This window comes from Cryobacterium algoricola (assembly GCF_004402485.1).
GTDB classification, from domain to species: domain Bacteria; phylum Actinomycetota; class Actinomycetes; order Actinomycetales; family Microbacteriaceae; genus Cryobacterium; species Cryobacterium algoricola.
Window position 1 is genome coordinate 901485 of sequence record NZ_SOFG01000011.1, and the last position, 18826, is coordinate 920310.

Annotated in this window: 17 protein-coding genes and 2 tRNA genes; 10 read left to right on the plus strand and 9 right to left on the minus strand. The window is 66.0% G+C overall.

The genetic code is table 11. The annotated features are described in order from the left end of the window. Positions 1–216: 216 nt before the first annotated feature. The 8 genes from E3O44_RS10905 to E3O44_RS10940 all read left to right on the plus strand — a co-directional run bounded on the left by E3O44_RS10905 (position 217) and on the right by E3O44_RS10940 (position 11257). Positions 217–975: an FhaA domain-containing protein gene (locus tag E3O44_RS10905; protein ID WP_134534745.1), complete on the plus strand. Its 759-nt coding sequence runs from the start codon at positions 217–219 to the stop codon at positions 973–975. Further along, a complete protein-coding gene (locus E3O44_RS10910; RefSeq protein ID WP_134534746.1) occupies positions 972–1589 on the plus strand; it encodes an FHA domain-containing protein FhaB/FipA in 618 nt (205 codons plus the stop codon). Before E3O44_RS10905 ends, E3O44_RS10910 begins: the two co-directional genes overlap by 4 nt. Positions 1590–1593: 4 nt before the next feature. Then, on the plus strand, positions 1594–2823 hold the full coding sequence (locus E3O44_RS10915) for a PP2C family protein-serine/threonine phosphatase (protein WP_134534747.1): 1230 nt from the start codon (positions 1594–1596) through the stop codon (positions 2821–2823). Further along, a complete protein-coding gene (locus E3O44_RS10920) occupies positions 2816–4216 on the plus strand; it encodes an FtsW/RodA/SpoVE family cell cycle protein (RefSeq protein WP_134534748.1) in 1401 nt (466 codons plus the stop codon). Before E3O44_RS10915 ends, E3O44_RS10920 begins: the two co-directional genes overlap by 8 nt. Continuing rightward, on the plus strand, positions 4216–5667 hold the full coding sequence (locus E3O44_RS10925) for a peptidoglycan D,D-transpeptidase FtsI family protein (protein WP_134534749.1): 1452 nt from the start codon (positions 4216–4218) through the stop codon (positions 5665–5667). The genes E3O44_RS10920 and E3O44_RS10925 overlap by 1 nt, the downstream gene beginning before the upstream one ends. Further along, on the plus strand, positions 5664–7391 hold the full coding sequence (locus tag E3O44_RS10930; protein WP_134534750.1) for a serine/threonine-protein kinase: 1728 nt from the start codon (positions 5664–5666) through the stop codon (positions 7389–7391). The genes E3O44_RS10925 and E3O44_RS10930 overlap by 4 nt, the downstream gene beginning before the upstream one ends. Positions 7392–7444: 53 nt before the next feature. Next, positions 7445–9169, plus strand: a complete 1725-nt coding sequence (gene pknB, locus E3O44_RS10935) for a Stk1 family PASTA domain-containing Ser/Thr kinase (RefSeq protein WP_134534751.1) — start codon at positions 7445–7447, stop codon at positions 9167–9169. Between the two features lie 393 nt (positions 9170–9562). Next, positions 9563–11257 carry an HNH endonuclease signature motif containing protein gene (locus E3O44_RS10940; protein ID WP_134534752.1) on the plus strand — a complete coding sequence of 565 codons (1695 nt, stop codon included), beginning with the start codon at positions 9563–9565 and terminating at the stop codon, positions 11255–11257. Between the two features lie 122 nt (positions 11258–11379). Here the strand turns inward: E3O44_RS10940 and E3O44_RS10945 are convergent, their stop codons facing one another. The 3 genes from E3O44_RS10945 to E3O44_RS10950 are packed head-to-tail and all read right to left on the minus strand — an operon-like array spanning position 11380 to position 13020. Continuing rightward, the gene (locus E3O44_RS10945; protein ID WP_134534753.1) at positions 11380–12018 is read right to left on the minus strand and encodes an anthranilate synthase component II; all 639 of its coding nucleotides are present in this window, start codon (positions 12016–12018) and stop codon (positions 11380–11382) included. Then, the gene (locus E3O44_RS19235; protein ID WP_166787341.1) at positions 12015–12176 is read right to left on the minus strand and encodes a hypothetical protein; all 162 of its coding nucleotides are present in this window, start codon (positions 12174–12176) and stop codon (positions 12015–12017) included. Before E3O44_RS19235 ends, E3O44_RS10945 begins: the two co-directional genes overlap by 4 nt. Positions 12177–12186: 10 nt before the next feature. Further along, positions 12187–13020: a class E sortase gene (locus tag E3O44_RS10950; RefSeq protein ID WP_241976250.1), complete on the minus strand. Its 834-nt coding sequence runs from the start codon at positions 13018–13020 to the stop codon at positions 12187–12189. 80 nt (positions 13021–13100) lie between these two features. On the opposite strand from E3O44_RS10950, the gene E3O44_RS10955 reads away from it, so the two are divergent. Further along, on the plus strand, positions 13101–13346 hold the full coding sequence (locus E3O44_RS10955) for a cell division protein CrgA (protein WP_134534754.1): 246 nt from the start codon (positions 13101–13103) through the stop codon (positions 13344–13346). A gap of 79 nt (positions 13347–13425) precedes the next feature. On the opposite strand, the gene E3O44_RS10960 is transcribed toward E3O44_RS10955, so the two are convergent. Then, positions 13426–14265, minus strand: a complete 840-nt coding sequence (locus E3O44_RS10960; RefSeq protein ID WP_134534755.1) for a rhomboid family intramembrane serine protease — start codon at positions 14263–14265, stop codon at positions 13426–13428. A gap of 11 nt (positions 14266–14276) precedes the next feature. Then, the gene (locus E3O44_RS10965; RefSeq protein ID WP_134448572.1) at positions 14277–14816 is read right to left on the minus strand and encodes a peptidylprolyl isomerase; all 540 of its coding nucleotides are present in this window, start codon (positions 14814–14816) and stop codon (positions 14277–14279) included. A 122-nt stretch (positions 14817–14938) separates the two neighbouring features. Between E3O44_RS10965 and E3O44_RS10970 the strand changes: the two genes are divergently transcribed. Next, entirely contained in the window at positions 14939–15466 is a 528-nt protein-coding gene (locus tag E3O44_RS10970; protein WP_134534756.1) for a hypothetical protein, read from the plus strand. 98 nt (positions 15467–15564) lie between these two features. Here E3O44_RS10970 and E3O44_RS10975 read toward each other — a convergent pair. The 4 genes from E3O44_RS10975 to gyrA form a co-directional block, all read right to left on the minus strand. Next, positions 15565–15637 (minus strand) — tRNA-Ala (locus E3O44_RS10975). Between the two features lie 57 nt (positions 15638–15694). Continuing rightward, positions 15695–15768 (minus strand) — tRNA-Ile (locus E3O44_RS10980). 151 nt (positions 15769–15919) lie between these two features. Beyond that, on the minus strand, positions 15920–16330 hold the full coding sequence (locus tag E3O44_RS10985; protein ID WP_134534757.1) for a DUF3566 domain-containing protein: 411 nt from the start codon (positions 16328–16330) through the stop codon (positions 15920–15922). Next, a complete protein-coding gene (gene gyrA, locus E3O44_RS10990; RefSeq protein ID WP_255454374.1) occupies positions 16323–18815 on the minus strand; it encodes a DNA gyrase subunit A in 2493 nt (830 codons plus the stop codon). The genes E3O44_RS10985 and gyrA overlap by 8 nt, the downstream gene beginning before the upstream one ends. Positions 18816–18826: the final 11 nt, after the last annotated feature.

The window sequence follows — 18826 nt, forward strand, 5'->3', positions numbered from 1 at the left end:
AAAGAGGCGTGCGGCATCCACTCGGTTTACCGTCTCGTGACCCTCGGGGGCTCGAGGCGTGCGAGACTGCCTTCAGGCCGGACCGAAATCCGGCCGAACCTGTACCCGTAGCTGCCTCCCGTAGGATGACAATTCCCGCTCCATGTGCCCGGCGGGCGAGTTCACACGCGAGGCAAGTAACATGCTGATAGCCGAAAGGATCGGATCGGGAGACCTGTGGGCATTCTGGATAACTTTGAAAAGGGCCTTGAGCGCGCCGTAAACGGCGCATTCGCCAAGACCTTCAAGTCGGGACTTCAGCCGGTGGAAATCACCTCCGCGCTGCGTCGCGAACTCGACACCAAGGCAGCTGTGGTGTCCCGCGACCGCATCCTCGCGCCCAATCGCTTCACTGTCCGCATGAGCCACACCGACTTCCAGCGCATGACCAACCTCGGACCGGCGCTCATCGACGAGCTCACCGACCTGGTCCAGCAGCACGGCAACGAGCAGCGCTACCAGTTCGCCGGCGGCATCTCGATTAGCCTCTCCGACGACCGTGGCCTCAGCGAGGGCATGGTCCAGATCGACTCGTCCACCGTCAAGGGCAGCGTCACCTGGACGCCCGTCGTCGATGTCGGTGGTAAGCGATATCCGCTGCGCAAGTCGAGCACGGTGATCGGCCGCGGCACGGATGCCGACATCACCATCGACGACACCGGCACCTCCCGCCGCCACGTCGAGATCACCTGGGACGGCGCCCGTGCGCAGGTGCGCGACCTCGGCTCCACGAACGGTTCCCAGCTCAACGGAGTCCCCGTCAAACAGGCGATCCTCGAACCGGATTCGGTCATCACCATCGGCCGCACCCGCATCGTGTTCCGGGTACTCGCCCAGGCCCACGCGGATGCCCCCGCTGCCGACCAGCGTTCCGACCTGCCGGCCGCACCGCACGAACGCCACGACATGGGCGGATTCTGGGGGCCCTCCGCATGAATGTCAGCGAGCTGACCCTGCTCGTCCTGAGGCTCGGTTTCCTGCTAGTGCTCTGGCTCTTCATCTTCGGCATCGTCTACGCCCTCCGCAGCGACCTCTTCGGCCAGCGGGTCCGCAAACAGCCGAAGGATGGCGCCCCCGCCGTCGCGTCCGCGGGGCTCGCCGCCGCGTTCCCGTCTGCGATGCCCGCCGCGGCCCCGGTGATGCAGCCCGCCCCCGCCTTCGTCCAGCCGCCGCCGGCATCCGCTGCAGCCCCGACGGAACAGTTGTCGGCGCAGGCCGCGAAGATCGACCTCGGCCCCGGCGACAAGGCCACCGCCCAGAACGCGACCCGGCTCGTGATCACCTCCGGTCCGAAGGCCGGCACCGAATTCCCCTTGACCGTCGAATCGGTCACCATCGGGCGCTCCGCCGATTCGAGTCTTGTCATTCGCGACGACTACACGTCGACCCACCACGCCCGGCTGATGCTGTGGAACGACAAGTGGATGATCCAGGATCTCGATTCGACGAACGGCACTTTCCTCGCGGGCATACGCCTCGCGGTTCCGACTCCTGTCCCCTTGAACACCACCGTCAAGATCGGCGCGACCAGCTTCGAGCTTCGGCGGTAGGTCCATGGCGACAGTCAGTCACAGCGCGGCCGCGTCCCACGTTGGCAGGATCCGGTCCAACAACCAGGACTCCGGCTACTCCGGCCAGCACCTGTTCCTCGTCGCCGATGGCATGGGCGGGCACGCGGGCGGCGACGTCGCCTCCGCGATCGCCACCAAGCGCATCATCGAGGCCGACCGGGACTACCAGAGCCCGCAGGACGCCGAATTCGCGCTCCAGGCCGCGCTCATCGCGGCGAACTCGCTCCTCGCCGAGACGGTCTACGAACACACCGAGCTGACCGGAATGGGCACGACCGTCAGCGCCCTCGTCGTCCTCAACGACGAGGTTGCGATCGCCCACATCGGCGACTCGCGGATCTACCTTCTGCGTGAGGGCGAGCTCTCCCAGATCACGATCGACCACACCTTCGTGCAGCGTCTCGTCGACAGCGGCCGCATCACCGAGCAGGAGGCGATGGTGCACCCGCGCCGCTCGGTCCTGATGCGCGTACTCGGCGACGTCGAGGCGGCCCCCGAGATCGATACCTCGATCCTCGCGACCTTCGCAGGAGACCGCTGGCTGATCTGCTCCGACGGACTGAGTGGCGTCGTCTCCAACGCGAGCATCGCGGCCGCGCTCTCGACCGGCCTCGACCCGCAGGGCGTCGCCGATCGTCTCGTCAAGGAGAGCCTCGACGGCGGAGCCCCCGACAACGTCACGATCGTCGTCGTCGACATCGGTGCGCCGGACGAACGCGTCGACACCCCCGTCGTCGTCGGGTCGGCATCCGCCCCGCTGGCCTTCGGCGAAGAACCCGGACGCAGCCGGGCCCTGCGGATGTCGAGTCTGCGCCTGCACCCCGTTCGCGAGACCCACTTCGAGCCCGACTCCCAGGACTACCTCACCGAACTCATCGAGGAGGACGCCCGCCGCGCCCGCCGCCGCAAGGCCACCTGGCTCGCCGGCGTCATCCTGCTCATCGTCGCCCTCGTCGGGGGCGGAGTCCTCGGGTATCAGTGGACCCAGACCCGCTATTACGTCGGCGTCGAGGGCAGCACGGTCGCGATCTTCCGCGGCGTCCAACAGGACCTCGGGCCGATCTCACTCCACTCCGTCTACGAGGAGACCCCGCTCCAGGTCACCGACCTGCGGGTCTACGACCGGCAGCAGGTCGAGCAGACCATCAGCGCCTCCTCACTCGACGAGGCCCGCCTCGTGATCGAACGCCTGACCAAGGCTAAAAATGAGTAATTCACGGGCAGCGGATGCCCCCGCGCGCGCTCCGAAGTCCAAGCCGGGGAGTACCCGGAGACTGCATCTGCCGCAGAAGATGCGAAACGTCGAGCTCTTCCTGCTGCTCGTCGCCTGCGGGATCAACGCCGCGGCCGTCGTGCTCGTCCAGCTCGGTGCGCTCGGGCACATCGATACGACCCTCGTCGTGCTGGGCGCGGGCCTGTCCGGCCTCGTGCTCTGCCTGCACATCGTGCTGCGCTTCGTGGCGCGGGACGCCGACCCGTTCATCCTGCCGATCGCGACGCTCCTGAACGGCATCGGAATCGCGATGATCTACCGCATCGATATCGCAAACGGCGACGCCGGCTGGGACAGTGCGGCAGTGCGCCAGACCGTGTGGAGCGGCCTCGCGATCGCCTGTGCCATCACGGTCATGCTCGTCATCCGCAACCACCGGGTGCTCTTCCGCTATACGTACGTGTCCGGGTTCGTCGCGGTCATCCTGCTGCTCCTCCCGCTCGTCCCCGGACTCGGCCGCGAGGTGAGCGGCGCCAGGGTCTGGATCGGCATCGGCTCGTTCGCCACCTTCCAGCCCGGTGAGATCGCGAAGATCGCCCTCGCGATCTTCTTCGCCGGCTATCTGGTCCGCAACCGGGACAGCCTCTCCATGGTCGGCCGCAAGGTGCTGTGGATGAAGTTCCCACGACTGCGCGACCTCGGGCCGATCCTGGTGCTCTGGGCCCTCTCGATGTCGGTCATCATCTTCCAGCGCGACCTCGGAACGGCCCTGCTCTACTTCGGTCTGTTCCTCGTCATGCTCTACATCGCGACCGGCCGACTCAGCTGGGTCCTGCTCGGCATGACCCTCTTCATCGGCGGCGCGATCATCGCCAGCCAGACCCTCGACTATGTGCACGGCCGGTTCCAGAACTGGCTCGATGCGCTCAACCCCGACGTGTACGGCGCGGACGGCGGCAGCTACCAGCTCGTCCAGGGCCTGTTCGGGCTCGCCAAGGGCGGACTTCTCGGAACCGGCCTCGGCCAGGGGCGTCCCGAGATCACCCCGGTACCGCAGAGCGACTACATCATCGCGAGCCTCGGCGAGGAGCTCGGGCTCGCCGGGCTGTTCGCGATCCTGGCCCTGTACCTGCTCTTCGTCGCCCGCGGCTTCCGCATCGGCTTCGCCGGGCACGACGACTTCGGCAAGCTCCTCGGTGTCGGGCTCTCCTTCGTCGTCGCCCTGCAGTGCTTCATCGTCATCGGCGGTGTCACCAGGGTCATTCCACTCACGGGGCTCACGACACCCTTCCTCGCGGCCGGCGGATCCTCGCTCGTCGCCAACTGGATCATCGTCGCGCTCCTGCTGCGCCTGTCCGACACCGTCCGCAACCAACCCCGGCTGGTGGTCTGATGAATCGCGAACTCAAGCGCGTGAGCATCGTCGTGATGCTGATGTTCGTCGCCCTGCTGACCTCGACGACGGTCATCCAGGTCTTCCAGGCCGAGAGCCTGTCCGCGGACTCCCGCAATACCCGCACGCTCTACGACAGCTACATGGTCGAGCGCGGCGCCATCCTCGTTGCCGGCACCCCGATCGCCCAGTCGGTCCCGACCGAGGACAACTACAAGTACCTGCGCACGTACAGCAACGCCGCCCTCTACGCCCCTGTCACGGGCTTCCTGCCCGTCAACGGCGCGGCGACCGGGCTCGAGCGCGCGCTCAATGGCGAACTCAGCGGCACCTCGGATTCCCAGTTCTTCGACCAGATGAACTCCCTCGTCACCGGGCAGGCATCCAAGGGCGCATCCGTCGAGGTCACGATCGACCCCGTCGCCCAGCAGGCCGCCTGGGATGCCCTGGGGAACCTCACCGGTTCCGTCGTCGTCACCGAGCCGAAGACCGGCCGGATCCTGGCCATGGTGTCCAAGCCGAGTTATGACCCGAACCTGCTCTCCGTGCACGACGACCAGGCCGTCACCGACACTTACCAGGGCCTCGTGAACGACCCGGGCAACCCCCTGATCAACCGTTCGATCGATGCGCTCAACCCTCCCGGGTCCGTCTTCAAGCTCGTCGTCGCATCCGCTGCCATCGAATCGGGCAAGTTCACCCCGGACAGTGCCTTCCCGAACCTGCCGACCTTCACTCTGCCCGGCAGCTCCTCCGTCGTGATCAACTCCGGCGGCGGCACCTGCGGCAGCGGCGACACGGTCACGATCGCCACGGCGCTGCGCCTGTCGTGCAACATTCCCATGGCCGAGCTCGGGCTGCAGCTCGGTGCGACAGCCATCCGGGAGATGGCCGAGAAGTACGGGTTCAACACGAGCTATTCGGTTCCCCTCGATGTCGCGATGAGCGTGTACCCCACGGTCCTCGACGACGCACAGACCGCACTGTCGGCGTTCGGGCAGTACGAGGTGCGCGCAACGCCCATGCAGATGGCGATGGTGTCGGCGACGATCGCGAACGGCGGGGTGCAGATGGCGCCGAACCTCGTGGAGGAAATCATCGCCCCCAATCTGAGCCCGCTCGAAAGCTTCACGCCGAAGACGGTGAAACAGGTGATCAGCGCTGCAACCGCGGCCACGATGACCCAGATGATGGTCAATGACGTCGCGGATGGCGCGGCAAGCAATGCAAGAATAGACGGGGTCAACGTGGCGGGAAAAACGGGTACGGCCGAGAACGCAACTAACGAGCCATACACACTCTGGTTCACCGGTTTTGCTCCCGCAGAAGATCCAAAATACGCGATCACCGTCCTCGTTGAGGATGGCGGAGGTCTTGGCCAGAAGGGGTACGGCAATTTGCTCGCCGCACCCATTGCAAAGCAGGTACTAGAGGCGGTGCTGAACAAATGAGACCCACAGCAGGGCTCACCTTCGGGGGACGCTACGAACTGAAGTCCCGGATCGCCATCGGCGGGATGGGCGAGGTCTGGCAGTCCGTCGACCTCGTGATCGGTCGTACCGTCGCCATCAAGATCTTGAAGGACGAGTATCTCGGTGACCCGGGCTTCCTTGAGCGCTTCCGCGCCGAGGCCCGTCACGCCGCTCTCGTCAACCACGAAGGCATCGCCAATGTCTTCGACTACGGCGAAGAAGACGGCAGCGCCTTCCTCGTCATGGAACTCGTTCCCGGCGAAGCCCTGTCGACGATCCTCGAGCGCGAGCACGTCCTGCCGACCGACAAGGTCCTCGACATCGTCGCGCAGACGGCATCCGCCCTGCACGCCGCGCACGCCGCTGGACTCGTACACCGGGACATCAAGCCGGGGAACCTGCTGATCACCCCGGACGGCCGGGTCAAGATCACCGACTTCGGCATCGCCCGTATCGCCGACCAGGTTCCGCTCACCGCGACCGGTCAGGTGATGGGCACCGTGCAGTACCTCTCGCCCGAGCAGGCGAGCGGTCGCTCGGCGTCCCCGACGACCGACATCTACTCACTCGGCATCGTCGCATACGAGTGCCTCGCCGGACGCCGCCCGTTCACGGGAGAGTCTCAGGTGGCCATCGCGATGGCGCAGATCAACGAGATCGCTCCTGACCTGCCCGACACGATTTCCGAGCCGGTCCGCAACCTCGTCATCTCTTGCCTCGCCAAGAACCCGGCGGATCGCCCGGCGTCGGCGGCCCACCTCGCCAGGGCCGCAACCGCCCTGCGCCGCGGTGATGTCGCACTCGCGGCCGCTTCGGTTCCCGCCGTCATGAACGGGGTCACCCCCACCATGGCGACGATGCTGATGCCCGGTGCCGGCGCGAACGCACAGGCCACCACGCTGCTTCCCTCCGGCCTGCCGCCCGTCACTCGCGCGTCGACGGCAGCGGCCGAGGCCGCGGAAGCCAAGAAGAAGAAGCCCAGCCCGTGGACCTGGCCGCTCATCGCCCTGATCGCACTGCTGGCTCTGGTTCTCATCGGCGGCATCATCGCGTTCGTTTCCCAGCAGAACAGCGGAAGCACCCCGGTCACGACGTCGAGCACGTCGAGCACTCCCTCCTCGACGCCGTCCAAGACTCCATCGCCGAGTGCGACGCCGAGTCCGACGCCGAGTGCGACCCCGACGCCCACAACGGCGGAGGTGACCGAGTCCGAATTCATCGGCAAGACGAGCGGGGAAGCCCGCACCATGCTCCAGGGTTTGGGCTTCGTCGCCGACGTCGTCACGGGCAACGCCTCGGTCGACCCGGCCACTCAGGTCGTCGACACGGTCTACAAGGTCAACCCGACGGGCCCGGTCAAGAAGGGCGAGAAGATCACCGTCACGGTCTACGCGCCCGCCCTCGTGCCGGACACCCCGACCGCGGCTCCGAAGGCGGACAAGACGACTGTTGCCCCCGGCGGCACCGTCACCTACAACTGGACAGCCCAGTCCTGCCCTGCCGGTCAGACTCTGGCCGGGTACAAGCTCGAGGCCACCGGCGGCGCCGTAGCCTCAGCAAACCCGACCGCAGCCGGCGTCACCACGGCGACGGTCACCGCGGGAGCGGCGCCCGGGCCCGTGACGGTCAAGTTCCTGTACTACTGCGGCCAGGTCGCCTCCGGCTGGTCGCCCTCCTCGACGGATGTCGTGATCGCCCCGTAAGGAAGGCCGGGCACTTCAGGTAAAATAGCCAAGATCTGGGTGACCAGGGGACGATGGTCGACAAGAGTGGGAGTGAGTCTGTGAGTGATGAAGGCCGCCTGCTCGCAGGTCGCTATCGAGTGGGGGCACTCATTGGTCGCGGCGGCATGTCCGACGTACACATCGGCACCGACGCGCGGCTCGGCCGCACGGTGGCGATCAAACTCCTGAAGTCCTCCCTCGCGGCCGACCCCGCCTTCCGCACCCGTTTCCGCCAGGAGGCGCAGGCCGCGGCACGGATGGCGCACCCCACGATCGTGCGCGTCTTCGACGCAGGCGAGGAGACCGTCGGAGAACCCGGCGGCCTCGAGTCGCAGATTCCATTCATCGTGATGGAGTTCGTCGACGGACGCCTGCTCAAGGACATCATCCGCGAAGGACCCGTCCAGCCCACCGAAGCCGTGCGAATAATCGACGGCGTCCTGACGGCGCTCGAGTACTCGCACCGCGCGGGCGTCGTGCACCGCGATATCAAGCCCGGCAACATCATGATCACCAAGACCGGCCAGGTCAAGGTGATGGACTTCGGCATCGCGAGGGCCATCTCGGATTCCTCGACAACGGTCGCCCAGACCACAGCGATCCTCGGCACCGCCTCGTATTTCTCCCCGGAACAGGCCAAGGGCGAATCCGTCGACGCACGCACCGACCTGTACTCCACCGGCGTCGTCCTCTTCGAGATGCTCACCGGCCGCACCCCTTTCCGCGGCGACACCCCGGTCGCCGTCGCTTACCAGCACGTCAGCGAGACACCGGTCACCCCGAGTTCGATCAATCCCAAGATTTCTCCGGCGCTCGACGTCGTCGTGATGCGAGCCCTGGAAAAGGACCGTTTCGCCCGGTACCAGAGCGCCGTCGAATTCCGAACGGATGTCGAGATCGCCGGCTCCGGCGTGATCCCGCTGCACCGCCCCGTCGACGAAGCCTCCGCAAGCCTTTTCGGTACGCCGCCGACGGCAACCTCCGGATCGGAGCTCGCCCTCAAGCAGCTCGCCGAGGACGCCACGATGGTGCGCACCCAGCGACGCCCTCCGGTCATCTGGATCTGGGCCGGCATCCTCAGCGTCATCGTGATCGTGCTCTCCGTGATGATCTGGGCCTTCAGCCTCACCCCGAGCAGCGATCTCCCGGACAATTCCCGGAAGGTACCCTCACTGGTCGGTGAGAGCTACGAGGCCGCCCAGAACACCCTCATCGAGTCCGACCTCGCCGCCACGATGGCCCAGGAGGCCAGCGCGACGGTCCCCAAGGACAAGGTCACGCGTACGGACCCACCGGCCGGAACGATCGCCCAGCCGACCGATGTGATCAAGGTCTACGTGTCAACGGGTCCGCAGCCCGTGACCGTCCCGGACGTCACGAACCTGCCGATCGCCGATGCCCAGGCCGCGATCAGTGCTCTCGGGCTCGTGCCAGGTTCGATCACCAAGGAGAACTCGGCGACGATCGCACCCAACCTTGTGCTGCGTACCGACCCGGCGCTTCAGGCCAGCGCCCAGACCGGCGACACCATCAATCTCTTCATCTCCAGCGGCCTCGTCAGCCTGCCGAACCTCGTCGGCCAGTCGCTGACGGCGGCGAGTGAGCTCCTGCAGAGCCCGAGCGTGCAGCTCGTTCCGATGCCGACCCCGGACACCACCTGTGCGAGCCAGCCGGGCTCACCGGTCACCAAGCAATCCCAGGCCCCCGGCGACGTGCAACAGAAGTCCGAAGTCTCACTCACCTACTGCGCCAAGTAGCTCCCCGCCTTACCCTCCCCGGCCCGGCCCGGCCCGCGACAGCGGGTGACCGGCTGGCCTGAGCGGAGTGAACCGACGCCGCACCCGCTTTGGCAACGTGAGGGCGCGCACGGCGAATCAGGTCAGCAGGGTCAGGATGCAGGGGTGCACAAGGCTCCCGAGAGCATGCACCCCGCTGACCGCCGCCGCCGTGACTAACTCAGGAGATCCGTGCAGCCGGGGTGGATCGGCCGCACTGGTCGGCGGGCCGGCAGTGCCTGCCCGGGCAAATCTCCGGAGTTAGCCACCACCCGCGCAGGCTCACTCGTTTTCAGGTTTGAATTTCGGAGCGTGCAGACGGAAATCAAGTGAGGAAGTCTCGCATTCGTGTTCGATTTGGTCTAGAATCGGGGTATGGCAGGAGCTTCGGATCCACAGTCACACACCCCGCAGACACCCGGTTCCGGGGCCGCGGGGGATCATCCCACCAGGGCGGGCCTCGCCTCCACCGAGTCGTCGGCTGAGTCGTCGGTCGAGTCGGCTCATCCGGTTGCGATTACTGAGGGCTTCGAGGGTGCGGAGGGGCTGGCCGGGTCTGTGCCGTCGGTGCATGCGGATGCTGTCGCCCGGCTCCTCGAGGCCCAGGCGGCTCTCGCGGAGGCCTTGGCCGCGATCCCGGTCGGACTGCTCAGCGATACGGAAGCCGTGACGGCGCTCAGCACGGTCGAGGCGATCGGGCGGACGGTGGATGCGGCCCGGGTGAACACCGCGACGGATGTGGATCGGCGGGCCCGGGTGCTCGGCCGGGATGGGTTGGCGTGGAAGATGGGCTGCAAGGGCCCCTGGGACGTCCTCACCCGGGTGACGAGGGTGTCGGCCCGGGAGGTCAAGCGACGCACCAAGCTCGGGGACGCGGTGTTGCCGCGGCCGTGCGGTGGGAGCAGCTGGTTGCCGCCGTTGTTCCCGACCGTTGGGGCCGCCCTGACGGCGGGGGAGATCGGGGTGGAGACGGCGGAGCTGATCGTGGCGGGGCTGCAGACGATCAGTCACCGGGTGGCGCCGGATGACCTGCTCACGGCGGAACGTGCTCTGGTCGCCACGGCGGCGGGGCGGATCACACCGGAGACCGAGGATTTGGCCGGAGCGGGTGTCCCGGTAACCACGGATCTGATCCGGGGGATGGTGTTGCAGTGGCAGGCCTTCCTCGACCCCGACGGCGTCCTGCCGCAGGAGGACGTGTTCGAGGCGAAGTCGAACATCGGCTTCGGCCAACTCAAGAACGGGTTGTACCCGGTGAAGGGTGGGGTGACGCCGGAACTGTTCGGGATGATGAACACCCTCTTCGACGCGTTCCTCAGTTTCCACGCCCGGCCCGCATTCCCCACCGAGGAAGAGCAGGCGCTGATGGATTCGGGGCAGATGATCCCCGGCGCCGAAACCGCAGGCGACGACGGCACGGGCCCGGAGCTTGATGTGATCGAAGCCGAGCTGCGGGAACGCCGCCAGGACACCCGCACGAGCGGGGAGAAGCGCGCGGACATCCTCCGGGCCCTGTTCGAACATGCCGCCCGCGACCAGGACACGCCCAGCATGGGCGGGTCCGCTCCGACGGTGTTGGTGCACGTGAACGCGGCCGACCTCGCGAGCGGGGTTGGTGTGGGGTGGATCGACGGGGTCGAGGCCCCGGTGTCGCTGAAGACGGTGCATCAGCGCATCTGCGACGGCGGCTTCCAGGGGGTGTTGTTCGGCGAGAACAACCAGGTCCTCAAACTCGGCCCCGAACGGCGGTATTTCAACCGGGCGCAGCGGCGGGCGATCACCGCCCGGGACGGCGGGTGCATCATCCCCGGCTGCAAAGCGCCCGCGCACTGGGCGGAAGTGCACCATGTGAAGCCGTGGGCGAAAGACGGACCCACGAATGTCGACAACGGGGTCCTCTTGTGTTGGTTCCATCACCACACGATCGATACCTCGGGGTGGGAGATCCGCATGGTCAAGGGGTCACCGCAAGTGCGGGCTCCGGGGTTGATCGATCCGCAACGACTCTGGCGGCCACCGAACCGACACCGCGCCCATCAGGTCCTGACCGGACCACCCAACCGCGACTGAACATCAGATCAAGACAGACTCGACTGACCAAGGCACTGGCTGGCTCACCTTCGCACCCGGCATCCACCACACTCGTGCGACCGCAGCGCGGCACGGAAGAGCACAGCCGCGCGGAGGTGACGCTAGGACAGCTTGAGGATGGGGTGGAGTCCCCGTGCGGTCTCCTGGGCCTCAGGGAGGCCGGTGAGGGCCAGCCAGTTGGCCAGCATGAGGTAGCCACCCTCCGTGAGGACCGATTCAGGGTGGAACTGCACACCGAGAATCGGAGCGGATGCGTGCCGGAGTCCCATGATCACGCCTCCAGCCGTGCGCGAGGTCACGACGAGGTCACTCGGGACCGTGGAATCGACGACGGCGAGCGAGTGGTATCTCGTCGCAGTGAAGGGCTGGGGAACGCCGGCGTAGAACGCGCTGTCGTCGTGCGTGACCTGACTCGTCTTGCCGTGCATGAGCTCCTCGGCGTTCGTCACCGTGGCCCCAAAGGCCTCCGCGATCGCCTGATGACCCAGGCATACGCCGAAGAGCGGCGAGCCGGCCTCGAACGCGGCCCGGACGACGGCAATGGACACTCCCGCGTCGGCGGGCTTCCCCGGCCCCGGCGAGAGCAGCACCCCGTCGAACTCAGCGATGCGCGCAGCGGCTTCCGCCGGCGGGAATGCGTCATTCCGCACGACCTCGGTCTCTGCCCCCAGTTCCATCAGGTACCCGTTGAGGGTGTAGACGAAGCTGTCGTAATTGTCGATGACGAGTATGCGGGTCATGGCGTGCCGACCGTCGATTCCTGGCTGTTGACGATGGTGTCCACCCACGGGAACACCCACGTGGCGAGGACGAAGAGGACAAGAGCGATGAGCACCAGCACCTGGAGGATGCGGAGCCAGAGGGGGCCGGGAAGGACCCGCCACAGTGCTGCGTACATGATGAGCCTCCTAGCCCGCGGCCTGGGCCGCGATGATGGCGGCAAGTTCCGCTGGCGGGCCGGCCGAGATGGGTTGCCAGGAGTCGAAGACACCGTAGGCGATGATGCGTTCCGCGGTCGAGTAGAGCGGGTTGCAGCTCGTGAGGGTGATGATGCGGTCGGTCGCGGTCGCCCCCGGCGCGTGCGGGACGGCGGCGAGGACGCCGACGTCGGTCGGTTGCACGTATTCCAGGTCACGGAACCGGTACGTGTAATACCCGTCGGCCGTCTGCACGAAAATGGGATCGCCGAGCTGAAGCTCGTTGATCAGGTGCATGCCGCCGCCATTGGCACTTCGGTGCGCCGCCACCACGAAGTTCCCGACCTCGCCCGGCATCTGGGTGCCCGGGTAATGCCCGATACCCAGCCGCGGGCTGTTGAGCACATTGAGCCCGACGCCCTCCGCGATGGTGCGCGAATACGCGGCGCCGTAGCGCGGCACGTAGAGCACGGCGAACGGCTGTGCCTCGGCAGGGGCAACGGCAACCACGGGAGTTCCGAAGCCCGACGGCTGCGCAGGAGCTGCAGTCGGCGTATTCGTCGGCGTGGGTGTCGGCGTCGAGCTGGCCGCCTGCGCGTCGTCGATCCATTGCTGGCTGATCTGGTTGGCCGCGCTGGACTGCTCACCGGCGACGACGAGGTCGTTCCACCACAGCTGCCAGGCAATGAAGAGGAAGACGAGCACGCCTCCCGTGATGAGCACTTCACCGAAGACACCGATCACGCTCACCGGCTTGCGGCGCCGGAGTGCTCGTCGCGCGCGACGACTCTCCGCTGGCGCGGCGGGCGGGGTGGCGTCGGACATGGTTCCGATTCTAATCGGCAGAGGCGCCCGGCAAGCCCTGGCGAGGTCGCCCGAGGGGCAATGGCGCTAGAATCGCAGGCATGGCTCGAACGAATCCCCGCACTAAGCCCGCCCGCACCGAGGTCGTTCGCTCTGGCGAGGACGCCCCGAACGCCGTCTGGTTCAAACCAGTCATGTTCGGCTTCATGCTCATCGGGCTGGCGTGGATCATTGTCTTCTACGTGAGCCAGGGCACGCTGCCGATTGGCAGCCTCGGTTCCTGGAACATTCTCGTCGGATTCGGGATCGCCTTCATCGGCTTCCTGATGACCACCCGCTGGCGTTAACCTCTCGGTTACCCCCTGTTTGGGGACCAATTACACCGGTGTAATTATCCCCAGTTGTGGACAGACCTGTGGATAACTTTCAGCCCAGGAACTTGACGAAACTCAGGGCGACGAGAACGAGCGCGAAACCTGCGACAAGCCAGTTCTGCAATGACTGGTGCTTGCTGCGCCGCGTCTGCACGTATATCAGACCGAGAATCGCTCCGCCGATGAGGCCGCCGACGTGCGCCTGCCAGGCGACATTGAGGCCCGGCACGAAGCCGATCACGAGGTTGATTCCGACGAGGATCAGCAATTGTGTCGAATTGCCTCCCAGTCGTCTCTGGATGACCAGGAATGCGCCCATCAATCCGAAGATGGCACCGGATGCCCCGACGACGGCTGTGAGCGGACCGGCCAGGAACAACACCCCGAGGGAACCCGCGAGCCCGCTGAGCAGGTACAGGGCGAGGAAGCGGCCACGGCCGAGCATGCCCTCGAGGATCTGGCCGAAGATCCACAGTGTGTACATGTTGAGAAGCACGTGGAAGATGAAGCCGGTCGAGTGGACGAACACGCTCGTGAGCATCCGCCACGGCTCGAAACTGCCGGGGTACGAGTAGATGCCGGCGTAGAGCAATGCGCTCGTCACGTCGAATCCGGGAAGGAGCTGCAGCAGGAACACCGCGAAGGTGACACCGATGATGCCGTAGGTGACGACGGGACCACGGCTCGACGAGATCCGGGACAGGAGGGCCGGGCGAGTGCGCGGGGCGTTCTGCCGCTGTTCCTTCATGCACTCGGGGCAGATCACACCGACGGCGGCCTGGGTCTGGCACTCCGGGCAGATGGTGCGGCCGCAGCGCTGACAGAGGATGAAACTTTGCCTGCCCGGATGCCGATAGCAGAAATTGGCTGCGGATCCGGGCAGGTCAGTCATTCGAAGTGGGCCTAGACCTGCTCGACGGTGACGGACTCGATGACGACCTCCGTGAGGGGACGGTCACGGCCATCGGTCGGCACGGTGGCGAGCTTCGCGACGATCGCGCGGGAGGCTTCGTCCTCGACGGCGCCGAAGATGGTGTGCTTGCCCTGCAGCCACGTGGTCGGGACGACGGTGATGAAGAACTGCGAGCCGTTGGTGCCGCGACCGCCCTGGATGCCGGCGTTGGCCATCGCGAAGACGTACGGCTGGGTGAAGTCGAGGTCGGGGCTGATCTCGTCGTCGAACTGGAAGCCGGGGCCGCCGGTGCCCTGGCCGAGCGGGTCGCCGGCCTGGATCATGAAGTCCTTGATGATGCGGTGGAAGACGGTGCCGTCATAGAGGGGAGTCTTCGAGACCTTGCCGGTGCCGGGGTGCTTCCATTCGATCTCGCCGGTGGCGAGGCCCACGAAGTTCTTGACCGTCTTCGGCGCGTGGTTGCCGAAGAGGTTGACCTTGATCGGTCCGAGCGATGTATTGAGCGTTGCGACGGCGGTGTGCTTTGACATGGGGTCAATTCTTGCACAGGCGCGCAGGCTGATTCTGACCGTCCGCGGCATCCGAAGCCCTCTTACGGTATTGCGTGGCAAGATGGATGGTGTTCGCCACATGACATCGATGGAGGGTCCAGATGAGCCTGTCACGCAAGCGCCGCAAGGAACTTACGAAGCTGCGCAAGAGCGCAGACGAGTTGTGGAACCACCAGCAGGAGGTTCTCGACCGGGCAAACGTGCTTGCACGTGAAGCCGCACACCAGGCGGGGGTACTCACCCGCGAGGAAGTCGTTCCCCGGGTCCGCGAGAGCTACGACCAGGTCGTTCGCCCCAAGGTCCAGGCCACCCAGGATCTGGCCGACGGTGTACGCAACCAGGTCGTCACCAAGGTGCTTCCCGGTATCGGCAGCGCGATCGGCACCGTCATGAGCGTCGGAGACGTCGCCAGGGACGCCCGCGTTCGCGCCGCTCTCAGCCGCCTGCACTTCCAGCAGCCCGTTGTGATCGAAAAGAAGGGCCCGGGTGCCGGCGCATACATCGCGCTCGGTGTCGCCCTGGCCGCCGCCGCAGGCGTCGCATACGCCGTCTGGCAGACGTTCCGTGCCGACGACGAGCTCTGGGTCGCCGACGACGAGCCCAAGACTGCTACCTCCGTCGAGTCGTAACCGACTCAGGTCGTAACAGACACAGACAGATACACAGAAGGCCCGCATCCACTGGATGCGGGCCTTCTGTCGTTCTACTGCGAGATTGCTGCGGATTGTGGAGCCACGGGGAATCGAACCCCGGACCTCCTGCTTGCAAAGCAGGCGCTCTACCAATTGAGCTATGGCCCCGCACATTCACGGGCGTGATGGCCGGAACGGCCAGGACTACATAAAACTGCTACTGCGTGGGGATACCGGGATTTGAACCTGGGACCTCTTCATTATCAGTGAAGCGCTCTAACCAACTGAGCTATATCCCCCTTATTGGGCAGATTTGAGACTACCGGAAACCTCCGGTTTCTCCCAATCGAGCAGCCGATCAGATCGGAGCCTGCCCGATTGGGAGCGGCGGTGACACGGGTGAAGCAGGTGAAACGGGTGAATCGGGTGACGCGGGTGAAACGGGTGGTGCTAGTTGTTCGTGAAGCCGACGAGCAGTCCGCCGGTGATCTTCACGCTCAGGTTGTACAGCACGGCGTAGACGGCGCCCAGGGCCGTGATGACGACCGTGTTCAGCACCGCCACGACGACGGCGAAGCCCATGACATTACCGATGGAGAGAATGCTGGCCAGATCGGAGGACGAACCGGCGATATCGGCGTACAGGGTGTCGATCTTCCCGAAGATCCCGGTGCCGTTGAGCACCGTGAAGATCAGGAAGGTCGCGACGATGGTCACGATACCGAGGCACAGGGCGATCAGGAACGACAACTTCACCGCCGACCAGAAGTCGATGTAGACCAGCTTGAGCCGCACCTGCTTTGTTGTCGCAGTGGGTCTCCGGCCGGACTTCTTGGCAAGTTTTTCAGCAACACTACTCATCTAACGGTTCTTCCTCTCCCGAATCGCTCTCCGGCTCGTCCGCAGTATCCTCGGCGATCAGGTTACGTTCGGAGTTTTTCGCAATCGCGATGATCCGGTCTTCTTCCGCAAACTTAGCGAAGACGACGCCCATCGTGTCCCGTCCCTTGGCGGGGACTTCTGCGACGTCAGAGCGTACCACCTTGCCACTGGCAAGGACCACGAGTACTTCGTCCTCGTCCTCCACGATAAGGGACCCGACGAGGTCCCCGCGATCATCGTTGAGTTTTGCGACCTTGATGCCGAGTCCGCCACGGTTCTGCAGGCGGTACTGGTCGGCCGCTGTGCGCTTGGCATAGCCGCCCTCCGTCACGACGAACACGTAGCCGTCGTCCGAGACAACGGATGCGTCGAGCAGGCGGTCATCGCCGCGGAAGTGCATCCCGATCACGCCAGAGGTGCTCCGGCCCATCGGTCGCAGGGCCTCGTCGCTCGCGGTGAACCGGATCGACATGCCCTTCCGGGACACGAGCAGCAGGTCGGAGTCTTCTTCGACGAGGAGCGCGGAGACGAGCTCGTCGCCCTCGCGCAGCTTGATCGCGATAATGCCGCCGGTGCGGTTCGTGTCGTACTCGCTCAGCGCCGTCTTTTTGATCAGGCCGTCGCGCGTGGCGAGCGTGAGGTACTGGGCCGCCCCGTAGTCGCGGATGTCGAGGATCTGCGCGATCTCCTCACCCGGCTGCAGTGCGAGCAGGTTGGCGACGTGCTGGCCCTTGGCGTCCCGGCCGGATTCCTGTGCTTCGTACGCCTTGGCGCGGTAGACCCGCCCGGTGTTCGTGAAGAACAGCAGCCAGTGGTGCGTCGTCGTGACGAAGAAGTGCTCCACGACGTCGTCCGCGCGCAGCTGGGCGCCCTTGACGCCCTTGCCGCCGCGGTGCTGGTTGCGGTAGTTGTCGCTGCGGGTGCGCTTGATGTAGCCGCCGCGGGTGACCGTGACCACCATCTCCTCTTCGGGGATGAGGTCCTCAACCGACATGTCGCCGTCGAAGCCGAACATGATCTCGGTGCGGCGGTCGTCGCCGAACTTCGTGGTGATCTCGGTGAGCTCGTCGCTGATGATCGTGCGCTGGCGTTCCGGGCTCGCGAGGATCGACTGGAACTCGACGATCTGCAGCTCGAGTTCGGCGGCCTGGTCGATGATCTTCTGACGCTCGAGGGCCGCGAGGCGGCGCAGCTGCATCGTCAGGATGGCGTCGGCCTGGAGCTTGTCGACGTCCAGGAGCTCCATCAGGCCGGTGCGGGCGTCCTCGACGGTCGGAGACCGGCGGATGAGCGCGATCACCTCGTCGAGGGCGTCGAGCGCCTTGAGGTAGCCGCGCAGGATGTGCGCGTCCGCCTCGGCCTTGTTGAGCCGGAACTGGGTGCGCCGCACGATGACGTCGACCTGGTGGTCGACCCAGGCGGAGACGAAGCCGTCGAGGGGCAGCGTGCGCGGCACTCCGTCGACGATCGCGAGCATGTTCGCGCCGAAGTTCTCCTGCAGCGGGGTGTGCTTGTACAGGTTGTTCAGGACGACCTTCGCGACGGCATCGCGCTTGAGCACGATCACGAGGCGCTGGCCGGTGCGGCCGGAGGTTTCGTCGCGGATGTCGGCGATGCCGCCGATCTTGCCGTCCTTGACGAGGTCGGCGATCTTGATCGCGAGGTTGTCCGGGTTGACCTGGTACGGCAGCTCGGTGATCACAAGGCACGTGCGGCCCTGGAGCTCTTCGATGCTGACGACGGCGCGCATCGTGATGGAGCCGCGACCGGTGCGGTAGGCATCCTGGATGCCCTTGATCCCGAGGATCTGCGCGCCGGTGGGGAAGTCGGGTCCCTTGATCCGCTGGATGAGCGCTTCGAGGAGCTCCTCGCGCGTCGCATCGGGGTTCTGCAGGTACCACAGGGCGCCGGCGGAGACCTCGCGCAGGTTGTGCGGCGGGATGTTGGTGGCCATGCCGACCGCGATGCCGACGGAACCGTTGACGAGCAAGTTCGGGAAGCGCGAGGGGAGCACGGTCGGTTCGAGGGTGCGACCGTCGTAGTTGTCCTGGAAATCGACGGTGTCCTCGTCGATGTCGCGCACCATTTCGAGGGCGAGCGGGGCCATCTTCGTTTCGGTGTACCGCGGGGCGGCTGCGCCGTCGTTTCCGGGAGAGCCGAAGTTGCCCTGGCCGAGCGCGAGCGGATAGCGCAGGCTCCAGGGCTGGACCAGCCGGACGAGGGCGTCGTAGATGGACGAGTCACCGTGGGGGTGGAACTGGCCCATCACGTCACCGACGACGCGCGCGCACTTGCTGAACGCCTTGTCCGGGCGGTACCCGCCGTCGAACATGGCGTAGATCACGCGACGGTGCACCGGCTTCATGCCGTCACGCACGTCGGGAAGCGCACGCCCGACGATGACGCTCATGGCGTAGTCGAGGTAGGAGCGCTGCATTTCGAGCTGCAGGTCGACCTGGTCGATCTTGCCGTGCT

Excerpts from the sequence above, each read along its gene's own strand:
- E3O44_RS10910 (WP_134534746.1), top strand. The coding sequence starts at position 972 with ATGAATGTCAGCGAGCTGACCCTGCTCGTCCTGAGGCTCGGTTTCCTG.
- E3O44_RS10915 (WP_134534747.1), top strand. The coding sequence starts at position 1,594 with ATGGCGACAGTCAGTCACAGCGCGGCCGCGTCCCACGTTGGCAGGATC.
- E3O44_RS10920 (WP_134534748.1), top strand. The coding sequence starts at position 2,816 with ATGAGTAATTCACGGGCAGCGGATGCCCCCGCGCGCGCTCCGAAGTCC.
- E3O44_RS10925 (WP_134534749.1), top strand. The coding sequence starts at position 4,216 with ATGAATCGCGAACTCAAGCGCGTGAGCATCGTCGTGATGCTGATGTTC.
- E3O44_RS10930 (WP_134534750.1), top strand. The coding sequence starts at position 5,664 with ATGAGACCCACAGCAGGGCTCACCTTCGGGGGACGCTACGAACTGAAG.
- pknB (WP_134534751.1), top strand. The coding sequence starts at position 7,445 with ATGGTCGACAAGAGTGGGAGTGAGTCTGTGAGTGATGAAGGCCGCCTG.
- E3O44_RS10940 (WP_134534752.1), top strand. The coding sequence starts at position 9,563 with ATGGCAGGAGCTTCGGATCCACAGTCACACACCCCGCAGACACCCGGT.
- E3O44_RS10945 (WP_134534753.1), bottom strand. The coding sequence starts at position 12,018 with ATGACCCGCATACTCGTCATCGACAATTACGACAGCTTCGTCTACACC.
- E3O44_RS19235 (WP_166787341.1), bottom strand. The coding sequence starts at position 12,176 with ATGTACGCAGCACTGTGGCGGGTCCTTCCCGGCCCCCTCTGGCTCCGC.
- E3O44_RS10950 (WP_241976250.1), bottom strand. The coding sequence starts at position 13,020 with ATGTCCGACGCCACCCCGCCCGCCGCGCCAGCGGAGAGTCGTCGCGCG.
- E3O44_RS10955 (WP_134534754.1), top strand. The coding sequence starts at position 13,101 with ATGGCTCGAACGAATCCCCGCACTAAGCCCGCCCGCACCGAGGTCGTT.
- E3O44_RS10960 (WP_134534755.1), bottom strand. The coding sequence starts at position 14,265 with ATGACTGACCTGCCCGGATCCGCAGCCAATTTCTGCTATCGGCATCCG.
- E3O44_RS10965 (WP_134448572.1), bottom strand. The coding sequence starts at position 14,816 with ATGTCAAAGCACACCGCCGTCGCAACGCTCAATACATCGCTCGGACCG.
- E3O44_RS10970 (WP_134534756.1), top strand. The coding sequence starts at position 14,939 with ATGAGCCTGTCACGCAAGCGCCGCAAGGAACTTACGAAGCTGCGCAAG.
- E3O44_RS10985 (WP_134534757.1), bottom strand. The coding sequence starts at position 16,330 with ATGAGTAGTGTTGCTGAAAAACTTGCCAAGAAGTCCGGCCGGAGACCC.